14 protein-coding genes are annotated in these 15,658 nt (G+C 62.6%); 9 read left to right on the top strand and 5 right to left on the bottom strand.

Going from position 1 to position 15,658, the window contains the following annotated elements; all coding sequences use genetic code 11:
- Positions 1-7: 7 nt before the first annotated feature.
- Positions 8-817 carry an IclR family transcriptional regulator gene (locus ACZ2HM_RS18190; RefSeq protein ID WP_069064269.1) on the bottom strand — a complete coding sequence of 270 codons (810 nt, stop codon included), beginning with the start codon at positions 815-817 and terminating at the stop codon, positions 8-10.
- Between the two features lie 153 nt (positions 818-970).
- On the opposite strand from ACZ2HM_RS18190, the gene ACZ2HM_RS18185 reads away from it, so the two are divergent.
- The 3 genes from ACZ2HM_RS18185 to ACZ2HM_RS18175 all read left to right on the top strand — a co-directional run bounded on the left by ACZ2HM_RS18185 (position 971) and on the right by ACZ2HM_RS18175 (position 4,728).
- A complete protein-coding gene (locus ACZ2HM_RS18185; RefSeq protein ID WP_470427137.1) occupies positions 971-2,536 on the top strand; it encodes an acyl-CoA synthetase in 1,566 nt (521 codons plus the stop codon).
- A 17-nt stretch (positions 2,537-2,553) separates the two neighbouring features.
- A complete protein-coding gene (locus tag ACZ2HM_RS18180) occupies positions 2,554-3,702 on the top strand; it encodes an FAS1-like dehydratase domain-containing protein (RefSeq protein ID WP_069064271.1) in 1,149 nt (382 codons plus the stop codon).
- A gap of 114 nt (positions 3,703-3,816) precedes the next feature.
- Complete coding sequence (locus ACZ2HM_RS18175; protein WP_069064272.1) at positions 3,817-4,728, top strand: SDR family NAD(P)-dependent oxidoreductase; 912 nt, start codon at positions 3,817-3,819, stop codon at positions 4,726-4,728.
- Positions 4,729-4,875: 147 nt separating this feature from the next.
- Here the strand turns inward: ACZ2HM_RS18175 and ACZ2HM_RS18170 are convergent, their stop codons facing one another.
- From ACZ2HM_RS18170 to ACZ2HM_RS18155, 4 genes are read right to left on the bottom strand one after another with little or no spacing between them, the layout of a single operon-like run.
- On the bottom strand, positions 4,876-6,039 hold the full coding sequence (locus ACZ2HM_RS18170) for a sulfotransferase family protein (RefSeq protein ID WP_470427136.1): 1,164 nt from the start codon (positions 6,037-6,039) through the stop codon (positions 4,876-4,878).
- The gene (locus ACZ2HM_RS18165) at positions 6,039-7,301 is read right to left on the bottom strand and encodes an MBL fold metallo-hydrolase (RefSeq protein WP_470427135.1); all 1,263 of its coding nucleotides are present in this window, start codon (positions 7,299-7,301) and stop codon (positions 6,039-6,041) included. Before ACZ2HM_RS18165 ends, ACZ2HM_RS18170 begins: the two co-directional genes overlap by 1 nt.
- Positions 7,298-8,308 (bottom strand): zinc-dependent alcohol dehydrogenase, encoded by a 1,011-nt coding sequence (locus tag ACZ2HM_RS18160; protein WP_470427134.1) that lies wholly within the window; start codon positions 8,306-8,308, stop codon positions 7,298-7,300. Before ACZ2HM_RS18160 ends, ACZ2HM_RS18165 begins: the two co-directional genes overlap by 4 nt.
- Before the next feature lie 14 nt (positions 8,309-8,322).
- Positions 8,323-9,141 carry an SDR family NAD(P)-dependent oxidoreductase gene (locus tag ACZ2HM_RS18155; protein WP_470427133.1) on the bottom strand — a complete coding sequence of 273 codons (819 nt, stop codon included), beginning with the start codon at positions 9,139-9,141 and terminating at the stop codon, positions 8,323-8,325.
- 153 nt (positions 9,142-9,294) lie between these two features.
- Here ACZ2HM_RS18155 and ACZ2HM_RS18150 point away from each other — a divergent pair, with 153 nt between their 5' ends.
- From ACZ2HM_RS18150 to acuI, 6 genes are all read left to right on the top strand, one after another.
- A complete protein-coding gene (locus ACZ2HM_RS18150; protein ID WP_470427132.1) occupies positions 9,295-10,176 on the top strand; it encodes a helix-turn-helix transcriptional regulator in 882 nt (293 codons plus the stop codon).
- Between the two features lie 111 nt (positions 10,177-10,287).
- Entirely contained in the window at positions 10,288-10,761 is a 474-nt protein-coding gene (locus ACZ2HM_RS18145; protein ID WP_470427131.1) for a VOC family protein, read from the top strand.
- Positions 10,758-11,141, top strand: coding sequence for a VOC family protein (locus ACZ2HM_RS18140; protein ID WP_470427130.1), 384 nt, complete (start codon positions 10,758-10,760; stop codon positions 11,139-11,141). The genes ACZ2HM_RS18145 and ACZ2HM_RS18140 overlap by 4 nt, the downstream gene beginning before the upstream one ends.
- Positions 11,142-11,334: 193 nt before the next feature.
- Positions 11,335-13,755 (top strand): TonB-dependent receptor, encoded by a 2,421-nt coding sequence (locus ACZ2HM_RS18135; RefSeq protein ID WP_470427129.1) that lies wholly within the window; start codon positions 11,335-11,337, stop codon positions 13,753-13,755.
- Positions 13,756-13,968: 213 nt separating this feature from the next.
- Complete coding sequence (locus tag ACZ2HM_RS18130; RefSeq protein WP_310227530.1) at positions 13,969-14,658, top strand: TetR/AcrR family transcriptional regulator; 690 nt, start codon at positions 13,969-13,971, stop codon at positions 14,656-14,658.
- Positions 14,659-14,662: 4 nt separating this feature from the next.
- Positions 14,663-15,646 carry an acrylyl-CoA reductase (NADPH) gene (gene acuI / locus ACZ2HM_RS18125; RefSeq protein WP_470427128.1) on the top strand — a complete coding sequence of 328 codons (984 nt, stop codon included), beginning with the start codon at positions 14,663-14,665 and terminating at the stop codon, positions 15,644-15,646.
- Positions 15,647-15,658 lie beyond the last annotated feature (12 nt).

Raw genomic sequence — 15,658 nt, 5'->3', positions numbered from 1 at the left:
ATATATATTACGCCCCACCCAATTGCCCCGACAAAGCCCCCGCCGCCTCCACCAGCGCTTCCTGCAACGCTCCCAAGTCGCGCCCCAGCGCCGCGCCGATTCCGATCGCCACCAGCGCATGAACTGGCCGCCCCGCGCCCTTCCACACCGGCGCGGATACGACCGTCACGCCCGCGATATATTGCCCCTCATCCACTGCAAAACCCTGCGCGCGGGTCTGGCGCAACTGCGCCATCCAATCATCGAACGCAGGCGGATCGTCCCATCGCAACTGGTCGAACCGCGCCTTCAACACCGCCTCAGGATAATCGCCGAACGCCGCGATGCAGCGCCCCGTCGCGCTGATCAGCGCAGGGAAGCGACTACCGACCTGGGTGCTGAGCTGAAACCCGCTGCCCGACTGCGCCATGGCGACGACGATCATATGATCCAGGCCCACGGCCTGCACCCCCAACATGGTCAGCCCAAAACGCTGCGCCAGCCGGTCGAGCAGCGGTTGCGCCAGATCATTGAACGGATCACGCCGCAACCAATGCCGCGCCAGCGTCAGCACGCCCGCCTCCAGCGCATAGCGTTTGGTGTCCGCGTCGAACGACACCAGTTCCTCCTCCGCCAGCGCGCGCAGGACATAGAGGCAGGTGGACGGCACCAGCCCCAATTCCTTGGCGATTGCCTGAACGCCCAAAGGCCGGTCGCTCCGTCCCAGCAGCCGCAGGATCGCCGCCGCGCGGGTTATCGCCGGAGCCTTACTATCCTTCACCGCCGCCGCGACCTTGCGGACGGGGGAGGGGGAACGCGCGCGGATCGGGTCATTCATGCAACAAGCCTCCATCGCTCCGGCGATGGAGCCAAATGTTCAATATATAGAACATCGTTCGTGATTTACAATGAATGAGTCGCCATGACATGCAGGGGTCATCATGACGAAGGCGGCTCTTCCGCCATTCGACAGAGTGAATGGACGGGACGGATGGCCAAACTCACCGACTATAGCAGCTATGCCGATGCGCAGGCGCATGCGACGTCCGACGCGCCCTGGGGTCTGTTCGACGGCGACCGCGATCATCTCAACATCGCGCATGAATGCATCACCCGCCACGCCGATGGCAGCGACCGCGCCGCCGTCCGCATCGCCCATGCCGATGGCCGCGATGAAATTCTCAGCTTCGACACGATCGCCGCCGGTGCCGCACGCTTCGCCTATTGGCTCGATGCAGAGGGCGTTCAACCCGGCGAACGCATCGCCTTCATGCTCGAACCCTCGCTGCCCTTTTATGTCTGCCTGTTCGGCGCGATGCAGACCGGTGCGATCTCGGTGCCGCTCTTCACCCTGTTCGGTCCCGATGCGCTGCGCTTGCGCGTCGATGACTGCAAGCCGACCATCCTGATCACCAATCTGGAAAAGGCCGACCTCGCCCGCAGCATGAACGGCCCCCGCGTCGTCATCGCCGACGACGGCCTGCTGGACGAAATCGAAAAATATTCCGCGACCTATACCCCCAAGACCAGGGCGAATGACCTGGCCGTATTCCAGTATACGTCCGGCACCACCCGCGAACTACCCGAAGCGGTCAAGCACAGCCACCGCGCGCTGGTGACGCTGATGTTCGCCGCGCTCTACGGCACCGGCATCCGGCCGGGCGACGAATTTTTCTGCCCCTCCTCGCCCGCTTGGGGGCATGGCCTGTGGCATGGGACGCTCGCCCCGCTGGGGCTGGGCGTGACCACCGGCACCTTTGCTGGTCGCTTCGATCCCGTCCGCCTCATGCAAGCGCTGGACGATTACCAGATCACCAACATGTCGGCCGCCGCAACCCATTACCGTATGATGAAGAATAGCGGCAAGGCGGAGGAATTTGCCTTCCACTTCAAGAAGCTATCCTACACCGGCGAACCGATCGACCCGGCGACGCTCGACTTCATCGAAACCTATTTCAAGGTTCCCGCCTGCTCCATGTACGGCACGACCGAAATCGGCGTCGTGCTGGTCAATTATCCGGGCGCAGACGATTTCACCGTCAAGCCTGGCTCGCTCGGCAAAGCCGTGCCAGGACAGAAATTGCAGGTCCAGCGCCCCGACGGCACACCGTCCGCCCCCGGCGAGATCGGCGAACTGATGCTTTGGCGGCGCGACAAGTGGGAAACTACCAAGGACCGCGCGAAAATCGACGAGGACGGCTATTTCTATCATTGCGGCCGTGCCGACGACGTCATCATTTCGGCCGGCTGGACGATGAGCGCGGTCGAGATCGAAAACACCCTGCTCAAACATCCCGTGGTGCTGGAATGCGCCGTGATCGGCGTGCCCGACCCGCAACGGGGACAAGTCGTCAAGGCCTTCGTCATCGCCAATGTCGACGGTAGCGATGCCTTGGTAAAGGAACTCCAGACCTTCACCCGCGAAAAGCTCGCCCAGCATGAATTTCCCCGCGTCGTGGAATTCGTAACCGACCTGCCCAAAACCCCGGCCGGCAAGGTCCACCGCAAAATCCTTCGAGAACGCGAGGCTGCGAAAGCGGCCGAACTCGTCAACTGACCTTTAGGAGAAAAGACATGGCAACATTGGCGGAAGCCCCCACCAATAAATTCCCCAAGATCACCGAAGAAGGCCTGGACGACCTGCGCAAGCGCATAGGCGTCAAGATCGAGAATACGGTCGAACCTTGGAATTATGAAGCGACCCGCGACGCGATCCGCCACTATGCCCACGGCATCGGCGACGATAATCCCTTGTGGTGCGATCCGGCCTATGCCGAAAAGACCAAGTACGGCGCGGTCGTCGCGCTACCCAGCTTCCTGTTCACGACCAGCCGGATCATTTCGGGCTATTGCGGTGGCCTGTCGGGCGTTCATGCCATGTGGGCGGGTGCCGACTGGACCTGGCACAAGCCGGTGCTGCGCAACGACACCATCCGCACCGAAGCTTATCTCAAGGATTTGGTCGAGCATAACACCAAGTTCGCCGGGCGCAGCTTTCAACAGATCTACCATGTCGACTTCTTCAACCAGTCGGGCGACAAGGTGGCCGAAGGCGATAGCTGGGTATTCCGCACCGATCGCGACGAAGCCCGCGAACGCGGCACCAAATATACCGAAGCACGTGGCCGCGTGGAGCAATATACCGAGGAAGAACTGGCCGAATTTACCCGCCTGTATCAGGAAGAGGAAATTCGTGGGTCAACGCCCCGCTATTGGGAAGACGTGAAGGTTGGCGACGAACTGCCGCGCATGATGAAGGGGCCGATGACGGTCACCGGCTTCATCTGCTACGCGCAGGGCTGGGGCGGCCTCTACATCCGCGCCAACAAGCTCGCCAACCAGATGCAGCAGGCGCATCCGGGCCTCGGCATCCGCAACCGCTTTAACGTGCCAGACTGCCCTGAGCGCGTTCACTGGGACGAAGCCTTCGCGCTCGAAGTCGGCGCACCGGGGGCCTATGATTATGGCCCGGAACGGTGCAGCTGGCTGACCCATCACATCACCAACTGGATCGGTGACGATGGCTTCCTCACGCGCAGCAAGTGCCAGATCCGCCGCCACAATCCCGATGGCGATGCGATCTACATCGACGGCAGCGTGATCCGCAAGTTCGAGGAGAACGGCAAGAAGTTCGTCGAGATCCAGCAGCAGGCGACCACCCATCGCGGCGAAGTTTCCGCCTTCGGCACCTCGATCGCCGAACTGCCCAGCAAGCCAGCCTAACCCCGCAAGCGGGTAGGAGACGAGGGCCGCCGCCGCAGCGATATGCGGCGGCGGCCCTTTTGCGTTGCGCCCGCATCGCTAGGATCGGCCGAGACGATAAGAGAGGACTGCAGAATGGATGAGATGCGCTTCGACGGCCGGGTCGCCGTTATCACCGGGGCAGGCCGGGGCTTGGGCCGCGCCTATGCGCTACTGCTGGCGTCGCGGGGCGCAAAGATTATCGTCAATGATCCCGGCGTATCGATGCAGGGGGAGGGCACCGACGCTGCGCCTGCCCAAGCACTGGTCGAAGAAATCCGCGCCGCCGGGGGAGATGCGATCGCCTCGACCGACAGCGTCGCAACGCCGCAGGGCGGCCAGGCGATCATCGACACCGCCATCACCCATTATGGCCGCATCGACATCCTTATCCACAATGCGGGCATCGTCCGGCGCGGATCGCTCAATGACCTCAGCTACGCCGATTTCGAGACGGTCCTCGACGTCCATATGCGCGGCGCCTTCCATGTCGTGCGCGCCGCCTTCCCGCACATGACCGCCGCCAACTATGGCCGCATCGTCCTCACCGGCTCCCTCAACGGCCTTTATGGCAATGCAGGCGTGGTCAATTATTCCATGGCAAAGGCCGCGATGACCGGCCTGTCCAACGTCGCCGCGATCGAAGGCGCAGCGCACAACATAAAGAGCAACATCATCCTGCCCGGTGCCGTCACCCGCATGGCCGATGGCCTCGACACCAGCGCCTACCCGCCGATGGACCCGGACCTTGTCGCGCCCACCGTCGGCTATCTCGCCCATGAAGAGTGCGCGGTGACCGGCGAAATGCTCATCGCCATGGCCGGCCGCGTCGCCCGCGCCTACACGATGGAAACCAAAGGCGCGTTCCGCCCCGACTGGACCATCGAACAGATCGCCGAAAATCTCGACACCATCCGCGCCACCGACAACGCCCTCCACTTCGCGCCAGTGCCGGACGGCCATATGGACCATCTCCGCTATTGTTTCGCCATGGCGCGAGCGGGGTAAACGCATCTTCGCTTTACGGAGGCGTTCGCCGATTCACCTCAATCCCTTCCTCCGTTCGCCCTGAGCTTGTCGAAGGGCCGCACTTCTTGAACAGAAGGGCAAGGCTTCGACAGGCTCAGCCCGAACGGGATAGATAGGACCGGTTATCTATGCTCGACACGCAATCCCGAACCGTTCCGTATAATCCCTGAAATGCGCGTGAACGCCCGCGCGATCCAGTCCGTAATCCGCCAGATCATAGCTATGCTTGCCATGTTTCCCCTGCGGATTGGCATCCAGCATCGCCTGCATCGCGGCTTCCGCCTCCGCCGTCAGCGCCGTATCGAACCGCGCATAGAGCCGCCGCATCTCGCCGATCGAGTCGCGCACCTGCGCGTCATAGTGAATGTCATGGATCGAATCCCAGCCATGCTTCTCCCGATAGGCCAGCATCCGTTCGATCATCAGGTCGAAGGTGCGCAGCTGCGACTTGCCGACCTCGACCGGATCGACGTCGTCGCTAAACATCTTGCGCACCTGATAAACAAGGCTGCACGCCGACGCGACGACATCGGCGGGATCGCGATGCGTCATCACCAATTGCGCATCGGGATAGACGGTCGTCAGATCATCCAGAAACAACGGATGCCAAGGATTTTTCAACGTCCATTGCCCGCCCTCATTCTCCTGCAACATCTGGAACAACCGCTTCTGATAGCGGAAGGAAGGCAGGTAGCTCGTGGAAAACAACCACTTCTGATAGCTCGGAATATTGAGCACCGAGTCATAATATTGTGCGCAGAAGGACGGTGCCATCGAAAATTGGCACTCGGTCGGGCTGTCCGCATCCTCATGGTGCATCGCCGAAATATGCGGCGCATATTTGAGCATCATGTCGAGCCGCGCCTGTTCCGTAACATAGCGCGGATCGCTGCTGAGCGCACCTTTGGCGACTGGCGGCACGCTGTTGAACGCTTCCCAGCGCAGGAAGCACCGTCGTGCCGGGTCAGCGTTCAGCAAATTGATCGTCAGCGTCGTGCCCGTGCGCGGCAGGCCGAAAACGAACAGCGGCTTGTCGACCGGCGCATCCAGCAACGCAGGATGCCGCGCCAGATAATCCTCGACCTGCAACCGGTTCGCCAGCGTAGCGGTGATCTGCTGCGCCCAGCGCCCCTGCGCCGCCTCGGTCAGCTTCGCCTCGCCGTTGATGGCGTCGACCAGGACATGCAGCCCTTCCAATATCGCCTCATCGCCCAAATCGGTCAGCCCCGTCTGTTCGCGCGCCGCGGCAATCAGCGCGTCAGCGTCCAGGCCTGCGGTGGTAGTGGTCATCATCCTTCTCCCTTTTCTGTTTGGCTGGCGAGGCGCTTCTCCGTCTCGGCGATCTCCGCCTTCAGCCACATGGTTTCCGACAGGTTCGTGCTGCCGCTCACCGCCAGCAATTGCGCCAGCGCCGCCTTGCGCACGCTCAATCCCGCTTTATGATCGGGCACGACAGCCAGCCCGATGTCCAACAAATGCAGCGCTTCCAATGGCCGCCCCGCCGCCACATGCCCATGCGCACGACCCACGATTGCGCCAGCCCCGCCCGCCAACTCGACCAGGTCGGCACTCACCGCCGAACGCGGCACGCCATAGAGCGCGGTCGTGCCATCGGCATAATGGAACCAGCCGCCATTTTCTTCCCAGATGGCGCGCACGACCCAGCTGGTCTTGCCATGAAATTCGCCGATCTTCAGGTCATCGGGCAATGCAATTTCGCGCATCAATTCCTGCACGGTCTTGCCCGCATTCATCCCCGCGATCGTCTCGCGCTCCAGATAGCTGACCGCCGCGTGCATCGCGTCCAGATCGGCGCGGATGCGCGCCGCCCCTCTGATCGGATCGCCATGGCCGCCAATCACCAGCTCCGCGCCCAGCGCCCGCACCTGCTCGACCGAGCGCAAGTAAGCGCGCACCAGCCGGGGCTTGTCGCCGCGCATCGTCACCAGATTGGGCATCGCCCGCCACACCGGGCCGAACAGATTGCCGGTAAAGACGGTCTTTTCCTGCGGCATCCACACGAACACCGAATCCAGGCTTTCACCCCCCGGCGTCTTGACCACCTCGAACGCGCGCCCGCCCTGCGCGAAGGCAAGGCTGGTCGCGACCTCCACATCCGGCACGATTACCGGCGGCTTGGGCGGCGGCCCGTCGCGCCGCGTCATCGACGCCCACAGCTTGCCCGACCGGCGGCCCAGAAAAGGGGCCAGCCGCTCGAAATAGTCCACCGTCTCGCCAAAGCCCGACCCGACAATGACTTGCGTGCCGTCCTCCATCTGGTCGGGCAGCGCGCCATAATGGTCGGCATGGGCCTGCGTCACGATAATGCGCTTGAGCGGCCCGTGGCGATGCGCGGCAAACAACGCCTTGTTGCGCGCGCCATTGCCCAGAAAGCCGGTATTGATGAGCAAATCCCCATCGCCCGTCGTCACCAGATAGGCGTTGGAAATATCCTTCACCATGAAGATGCCCTCGCCGATCCGCTCGGCGTCGGTCTGCCCCTGTCCGCCCATGACGAGCGCGCCAAGCGGCGTCTGCGGCGTGTCGCTCATGCCGCGTCGTCCGCAAATTCGATCATCACCTTGGCCGATTGCGGCTGTGCGGCAATATCCAGCCCCTCGATCACCCGATCGAACGGCAATCTATGGCTGATCAGCGCCGCAATCTTGTCCTGCAAACGCGGCATCGCCGCAATCACATCGGGCATTTCGGTCGGATAGCCAACAGCCGTCGTAATCGTCATCTCGGTGGTCAGCATCGGCCCGGCGGGCAGTTCGATGGGCTTCAAATAAGCCGCCGTAATCACATGCCGCGCATGCGTCTTGGCCAGCGTCACCACGTCGCGCAAGATCGACGGCGCACCCGCCGCATCGATATAGGCGTCGGTCAGCGCCTTCTCCCGCCCGAACACCATCACCGTGCCATGGATCGCCTTGATCCGCGCGATCGCATCCTCGCGCGCCGGATTGATGGTCTGCGCGCCCAGCGCCTGCGCCCGTTCCAGCCGCTCCTCCGCCAGATCGAGCGCGATCACGTCGCACCCCCGGTCCACCGCCCAGAGGATCATACCAAGGCCAATCGGCCCGCAGCCGAAGATCACGACCTTGTCGCCAGCCTTCGCCTGCGCCCGGTTGACCCCATGCAGCGCCACCGACAGCGGCTCGCACATCGCTGCCACTTCATAGGGTATGCCCTCAGGGATTGGCAGCAGACTGTCGCCCAGCCGCGCGTCGCGCACCAGCAATTCCTCGGTAAACGCCCCCTCCGGTCCGCCGCTCCCGATATAGCTGGGCGTCATCATCGGGTTGATGATCACGCTCTGCCCGACCGAAACGCCGGTCACGTCCGCGCCCACGAACAGCAACTCGCCCGCGCCTTCATGGCCCAGCGCCGTCCGCTTGCCCGGCGTCGGGATACCGCCATTTTTGATGTAGCTGAGGTCACTGCCGCAAATGCCGCAGGCCTTCATCTTGACGACCACATCCTTCGGCCCCGCTTCGGGCCGCTCATAGGGATCGAGCCGCACGTCATCAACGTCATGAATGGTGAGCAGGCGCATAGGGCGTCTCCCGATCAAAAGGCGTAGGGGGGATAGATCAGGCTGCCGCCATCGATCACGATCGTATCGCCGCTATGGAATCGCGATGCATCGGAACAGAGATAGGCACCGATCCCCTCAAAATCTTCGATCGCACCGGGCCGATGGATCGGCGTCTTGGCGGAAAAATGCGCGTCGACCGCCGCCATGCGCGCCTGCATCTCTTCGCTCATCTGGCCGTCACCGCCGATGCCGGTTTTGACGTAACCGGGCGCGATGCTGTTGGCGCGGATCTCATATTTGCCCAGTTCCGCCGCCATGCCGCGCACCACCGCGCCCATGCCGCCCTTGGACGCGGCATAATTATTGATGCCCGCAATCCCATGGAACATCGACAGGCTGCCGCAATAGACCAGGCTCCCGCCCGGCTCGCCCGCTTCGGCGCGCGCGACCATCGCCTTGGCGCCTTCGCGCAAGGTGAAGAAAGCCCCGTGCAGGTTCACCGCCAGCAAGTCATGCCATTCGGCCGCGTCCAGCGTCAGCACCGACCGGCTGCGCGACGCGCGGCCCGAATTAGCGAACACGCAATCGACCCGCCCGAAATCGGCCAATAACTGCGCATAGCCCGCAATGATCGCTTCCTCCGATGCCACATCGACCTGATAGGTTTCGACGCGGGCCGCGCCCGCCGCCAGCAAATCCGCCTTCGCCGCGTCATTCTTGTCCGCATTGCGCGCCCAGATGGCGATCTTGCCACCCATTTTCGCCACGCCGCGCGCAAAGCCCAGGCCAATGCCGCCATTGCCGCCGGTCACCAGCGTCACCTTGTCCGAACAGTCGAAAAGACCTGCCACCTATCGCTCTCCTATGAAATGTCGCCGCCCGACGGCGGTCCTTTGCTGGGCGCGATTGTCGATCAGCGCGAGACAGGCCGCAATTGACCTGTCTGTAGAGATCAGGCCATAACCGCTATATCGAGCCAAGACCTTTCAGCCTCCGGAGCGCCCGTGCCGCCAGCCGAAACCTATGCCGAATCGCTGTTCGAGGCGGAACTGATCGTGCCGTCCGCGCTGATACGGATCATGCGCCTGCATCTCGATCAGCCGACCGACCGGCTCTTCTACCGCACCGACCATTATTGGCTCGACCTGTGCCTGACCCCGCGTCCGGAAAAAGCGCGCGGCTGCTATCGCGACCGCTGGGGGCCGCATCGCTACGAACCATTGGGCGAAATCTTCCTCGTGCCGCCCGGCGAAGCAATCCATATCCGCAGCGAAACCGGCGGTCGGCAGGCTTCGGTCATCTGCGAAATTCCGGCCGCCGCGATCAATTGCTGGCTCAATGATGGCGGCATCGACTGGACCGACCGGCGGCTAGCGGCGGGCCTCGACATCACCCATCCGCACATGCGCGCCTGCCTGTTGCGGCTCGCCGACGAAGTCCGTCATCCAGGGTCCGGCAGCGCAATCCTCGCCGAACTCATCGCCCGGCAACTGGCGATCGAAGTGGCGCGCTATTGTCAGGCCATAGGCGAAGGACCGGTCAGTGGCGGCCTGTCCTCCTGGCAATTGCGCCGGATCGAAGAGCGGCTCCACGAACCAGGCGCACCGCCATCGCTGGCGGAACTGGCCGCGCTCTGCAACCTGTCGGCCCGGCAATTGACCCGTGGTTTCCGTGCGTCACGGGGCCATTCAATCGGCGATCATATCGCCCAGACCCGGATCGACATGGCCAAGCGCCATCTCGCCACCCCGCAAAGCATCAAGGAAATCGCCTTCGCGCTCGGCTTTGCCTCCCCCTCCAGCTTCGCCTACGCCTTCCGCCGCGCGACCGGCGCCACCCCCCGCCAATTTCGCCAGCGCCGTCTGTCGCCCCCATCCTCTGGCTGATTATCTATATAATGGCTTGATTAAGATAGTATCTGCCTTGAAAAAACCGCAATCCATTGTCCTAGTCGCTGTACGCATAATCAGAACGCATCAGCAGGAGAGGGCGGCAGGATGATCGTCGGACGCCATTATCAAAATGCCTATGTGACCCGAAATATCGACCAGGCCGTGGCACAGTTTAAGGAGCGGGCCGACATCCGCCTGCTTCTCGAAACCGAAATCTCGGTCACTCTCTGGACACCCCATGGCGAAGGCATCGGCACGCAGAAACTCGCCTTCCTCTGGATCGGCGACATGCAAATCGAATTGATCCAACCGGGGCAAGGCGACGTCCTCGCCCTCTATCGCGACGCGCTGCCAGCCGACGACCGGCTGCGCTTCCATCATGTCTGCCACCGCATCGATGACTGGGACGCTTTCCTGGCGCAGGTCGTCCGACAGCCCTTTCCCGTCGCGTTGAAAGGCGGAACGCCGGGCATGCTCCAGTTCCTCTATCTCGATACCCGCAAGTGGCTCGGCCACTATACCGAATATGTTTGGATGGTCCCCGAACGCTGGGCCGCCATGGGAGGACGCACCGCATGATCAGCCTGGCCCGCTTCGGCACCCGCGACTTGGATCGCGCCAAAAGTTTCTACGACGAACTGGCCGCCCTGCTGGGGGCCGTCCGCGCCTTCGACCGCCCAGACGTCGTGGCCTACAAGACCCCCGACAGCGGCATGCTCCTTATCGGCAAGCCCTTCGAAGGCGAAGCATCGCCCGGCAACGGCAACCAGGTCGGCATACAGGCCGCCAGCCGCGCGACCGTCGATGCTGTTCATGCCAGGGCACTCGCCCTTGGCGGCCAGTGCGAAGGCAAGCCCGGCATCCGGGGCGATGACCCCAACGGCTTCTATGGCGCCTATTTCCGCGACCTCGACGGCAACAAGCTCGTCATCTTCCGCTACGGGGCACCCGACACCTGACCGACCCATTGATCGACGCTCAACCCGCGACGATCAGGCCGGAATCGCGACGGCGATATATAAACACCCCTGTTGGTTAAGGGCTTCGCGCCACAGTCTAATCGGGCATAACGCGACTCACAAAAGGACAATGATGACCACGCCGTTCCCGGCCTTAGATCGGGTGAGGCGCCAAATTGGGGAGGATTTTCGGATGCGGAAGACAGCCTATTATAGCATGAGCGCCAGCCTGGCGGTTCTCACCCTGGCGATGCCCGCCATCGCGCAGGAAGCACCGCAGGAAAATGGCTTCGATGCGCCCACCATCATCGTGGAAGCGCGCCGTCGCGGCGAGGACGTTCAGGACGTTCCCGCCGTCGTCAACGCCGTGACTGCCCAGTCCATCGACAATCTCAACTTCCGCGAATTTACCGAAGTCAAATCGCTGGCACCCGGCCTTGAACTGACCTCCAACCCCAACGGTATCGGCGGCAATGCCCGCCTGCGCGGCGTCAATTTCGACGCCAGTGCGTCCGGCAACAACGGTACGGTTGAATTCTACTTCAATGACGCGCCAATCTCGCCGGGCGTGGTCATCCAGCAGATGTACGACATCGGCCAGATCGAAGTGCAGCGCGGGCCGCAGGGCACATTGCGCGGTCGCGCTTCGCCGTCCGGCTCGATCACCATCACGACGCGCAAGCCTGATCTCAACCAGTTTGGCGGCTATGCGGACTGGACCGCCAATGATATCGGCACCCTCAACTTCAAGGGCGCGCTGAACATCCCCGTCATCGAAGGCATTGCGGGCATCCGCGTGTCGGGCGTGTGGGATGAAAATGAAGTCGATCGCGTCCGTCCTCTGGTGCGCAGCGCCGGCGCACCGGACCCGCATTCGCGGACCAAGAGCTATCGCGTCGTCGGTCTCATCGAACCCGCGGACTGGATCAGGCTGGAAGGCACCTATCAATATATGGACCGCGACGCGCGGACTTATGATCAGTCGATTTCCTTCAGCGAAGCCAATCCGGCGGCCGCGCCCAGCCCAGTACTGATCACGGCGAAGGACCGTCTGTCAATCCAGGAACAGCCGCGCATCATCAATCAGCGGTTCGATATCTTCAATTGGCGCGCAGAACTGGCCCAGTGGGGCCAGCGGCTGATCTATCAGGGCCAGTATAGCAAGCAGGAATATCTGTCGACGGAAAATCTGGACCGCGGTAATTTCTTCATCGGTCGCGACATCAACCAGCTCACCGACACGGTCGCCAAGGGGACGTCGCATGAAATCCGGCTCCAGAATGAGGAGCGCGTTCTTGGCATATTCGACTATGTGATCGGCTTCTTCGACAGCAAGCTGGATTCGCCGACGGCCCTTAGCCAGTTGACGCCCGTGCGTTTGCCCACGGCTTTTGGGGGCGGGATCGCGTCGATCGTGACGACCAACATTTTGCGCGCCAACGACACGCATGAACAATCCTTCTTCGGCAACCTGACCGCCCAGATCGGCGACAAGACGGAAATCTCCGGAGGCCTGCGCCAGATCAAATATGAATCGCTCAGTCAGTTGGGCGTCAATGGCAACGTCATCGCCAACGATACCCAGGATCTTAAAAAGCTCATCTACAGCGCGTCGGTGAAGCATAATTTCTCCCCCGACTTCCTGGTCTATGCCGCCACCGGCAGCTCGATGCGGCCGGGCCTCAACGTCGTGGGCGACTTCAACATTGTGAAGTCGGCGCTGGAAAACAGCTTCCTCAACCTGCCGCCTGAAACCTCCAAATCCTATGAACTGGGCTTCAAAAGCACCCTGATGGGTGGTCGGGCACGTTTCAACATGACCGCCTATCATCAGACCTACAAGAATTTCCCGTTCCGCGTCCCCAACAATGGCGTCTATTATGTGAACACCGTCGCCGTCCGTAATGCTGCAGGCCAGGTCACCGGGACGGCGCAGCAGGTCGCGTCGTTCAACTTCGTCGGGGCCGTGCCAGTCGAAGTGAATGGCATCGAAAGCGAACTGAGCGTCGATGTCACGCGTAACCTTACCCTTGGCCTGACCGCCAGCTATTCGCTGGGGAAGATCAAGAATGGCAACATCCCTTGCAACGATCTGAACGCCGACGGCATACCCGACCTAGTGAGTGCGGCACCATCGCTTGCGGAACTGCAGGCGGCCGTTGGTGCGGACAATCTGTCCTCCTGCGCCGTGTCGCAACGTTCGTCCTTCATGCCCCCGGTAACGGCGACCTTGCAGGGCGAATATCATGTCGCCGTTTCCAGCAAGGTCGATGGTTTCCTACGCGGACTGGTCAATTATAACGGCAAGTCGCAAGGCGATCCGAGCAATAACTTTGATCAGGTCGGCGCCTATGCCCTCGCCAACCTCTATGCCGGCATCCGCGATCCCGATGGCGGCTGGGAAGTATCGCTCTTCGCCAAGAACCTGTTCGACACGACCAAGGTTCTGACCCGCACCACGCCATTGTTCACCAGCTATCAGCAGATCACTGGCTTCACCGCGACGGGTGCAACGACGGCGGCGCAGACCTTCACCAGCACCTATACCGGCGGCACGGTCACGCCACCGCGCGAATTCGGCATCAACGTGCGTTTCTACTTCGGATCGCGCTGAGATTTTGCGGGGCGGTCCGAACCTTCTACAGGATCGGTCGGATCGCCCCCGCAGTCTCTGCCAAGGACGCGCATCACCGGCGCTGGCGATGACGGCCCTTGCCTAATGGACAACACTGATGTTGATTTATGCCTTCTTATCCCAGGCGAGCCAGCCGGGCGGTCGTTCGGGCCGTTACGGCAAGCCGCCCGAACGACAAGAGAGGCATGCCCCATGACGCAAACGCGAACCAGACGCTCCCGCGATCCCGCAGCCACACGCGAAGTCATATTGGAAGCGGCGCGCGCGTTGCTGGCCAAGGACGGGCCGGAGGGGATCAGCCTGTCCGAAGTCGCAACGCTCGCCGGGGTCAATCGCGGCACCGCCTACCAGCATTTCGAAACCCGCGAGAAGCTGATTGCGGCGACCGCGGAGTGGGTGTCCGACCGCATGTTCCGCGCGGTATTCGGCGACCCTGAAACCATCGGCGAACGCCGGGTGGAGCAGGTCGATATCGCCGACACGACCGACCGCCTCGCCATCTTCGCGATGGAAAACCCGGAACTGTGCCGCATCTGGCTGCTCCAGCTATTGGCTTCGCCCGACCCCATGGCCGACCCCTTCTGGCGCGAATATGAAGGATCGCTCCAGCGCTTTGCCGAAACCGATCTGGCCGAAGACGGCATCGACGTCGAAGTGCTGTCGGTGATGATGCTGTCGGGCGCGTTTCTCTGGCCGGTCTGGGCGCAATCCCATGGCCGCCCGGATCAGGAGCGGCGCGACCTTGCCCGGCGCGTGGCGCAGGAATCGCTGCGCCTGTGCATGTATGGCTCGATGCGCGCCGATCGCTTCCCCGGCATCGCCGATCGCCTCCGCAAAGGACTGACACCAACGGCACCCTCTTCGTCTCCCAAAAAGGAATAGCCCCATGTTTTCAGCCATCATGATCGACAAGACCGACGACCAGCAGAGCGTCTCGCTCCAGCAGGTCGACGAAGCCCAATTGCCCGAAGGCGATGTCACGATCAACGTCGCCTATTCGACGCTCAATTATAAGGATGGCTTGGCCATCACCGGCAAGTCGCCGGTCGTCCGCAAATTCCCGATGGTCCCCGGCATCGACTTGGTCGGCACCGTGCGCACCTCCGATCATGCCGACTGGAAGCCGGGCGACAAGGTCGTGCTGAACGGCTGGGGCGTGGGCGAGGGGCATTGGGGTGGCCTGGCACAGGTTGCGCGGCTGAAGGGCGACTGGCTGGTGCCATTGCCCGCCGCCTTCACCGGCGCGCAGGCGATGGCGATCGGCACGGCCGGCTATACCGCCGCGCTCTGCGTCGAAGCGCTGGTCAAGGCTGGCGTCACTCCCGACCAGGGCGAAATCCTCGTCACCGGCGCAACCGGCGGCGTCGGTAGCGTCGCCGTTGCCCTGCTCAAAAAAGCAGGCTTCACCGTCATCGGTTCGACAGGCAAGGCGTCCGAAGCCGACTATCTGACGCAATTGGGCGCTGCGGGCGTCATCGACCGCGCAACCTTGTCGGAAAAGGGCAAGCCGCTGCAGAAGGAGCGTTGGGCCGGTGTCGTGGACTCGGTCGGCAGCTTCACCCTCGCCAATGCCTGTGCCCAGACCCGCTATGGCGGCGCGGTCGCCGCTTGTGGCCTGGCGCAGGGCGCGGATTTTCCTGCAACGGTCATGCCCTTCATCCTGCGCGGCGTGCGCCTGCTCGGCGTCGACAGCGTGATGGCGCCCAAGGCACCACGCCTTGCGGCGTGGGAAAGGCTGGCGCGCGATCTCGACCCTGCTCTGTTGGACGTGATTGCCACCGAAATCAGCCTGTCGGAAGCCGTTACGGCGGCCACCGACCTGATGGATGGCAAGGTGCGCGGGCGCATCATCGTCGACGTGAACCGCTGAACCTTACCCCAA

The sequence above is a fragment of the Sphingobium sp. KKT206 genome (assembly GCF_055640555.1).
The sequence above is the reverse complement of the archived record's forward strand: the minus strand, read 5'-3'. Positions and strand labels throughout refer to the sequence as shown.

Coding starts and splice junctions, on each gene's coding strand:
- ACZ2HM_RS18190 (WP_069064269.1), bottom strand. CDS start 817: ATGAATGACCCGATCCGCGCGCGTTCCCCCTCCCCCGTCCGCAAGGTC.
- ACZ2HM_RS18185 (WP_470427137.1), top strand. CDS start 971: ATGGCCAAACTCACCGACTATAGCAGCTATGCCGATGCGCAGGCGCAT.
- ACZ2HM_RS18180 (WP_069064271.1), top strand. CDS start 2,554: ATGGCAACATTGGCGGAAGCCCCCACCAATAAATTCCCCAAGATCACC.
- ACZ2HM_RS18175 (WP_069064272.1), top strand. CDS start 3,817: ATGGATGAGATGCGCTTCGACGGCCGGGTCGCCGTTATCACCGGGGCA.
- ACZ2HM_RS18170 (WP_470427136.1), bottom strand. CDS start 6,039: ATGACCACTACCACCGCAGGCCTGGACGCTGACGCGCTGATTGCCGCG.
- ACZ2HM_RS18165 (WP_470427135.1), bottom strand. CDS start 7,301: ATGAGCGACACGCCGCAGACGCCGCTTGGCGCGCTCGTCATGGGCGGA.
- ACZ2HM_RS18160 (WP_470427134.1), bottom strand. CDS start 8,308: ATGCGCCTGCTCACCATTCATGACGTTGATGACGTGCGGCTCGATCCC.
- ACZ2HM_RS18145 (WP_470427131.1), top strand. CDS start 10,288: ATGATCGTCGGACGCCATTATCAAAATGCCTATGTGACCCGAAATATC.
- ACZ2HM_RS18140 (WP_470427130.1), top strand. CDS start 10,758: ATGATCAGCCTGGCCCGCTTCGGCACCCGCGACTTGGATCGCGCCAAA.
- ACZ2HM_RS18135 (WP_470427129.1), top strand. CDS start 11,335: ATGCGGAAGACAGCCTATTATAGCATGAGCGCCAGCCTGGCGGTTCTC.
- ACZ2HM_RS18130 (WP_310227530.1), top strand. CDS start 13,969: ATGACGCAAACGCGAACCAGACGCTCCCGCGATCCCGCAGCCACACGC.
- acuI (WP_470427128.1), top strand. CDS start 14,663: ATGTTTTCAGCCATCATGATCGACAAGACCGACGACCAGCAGAGCGTC.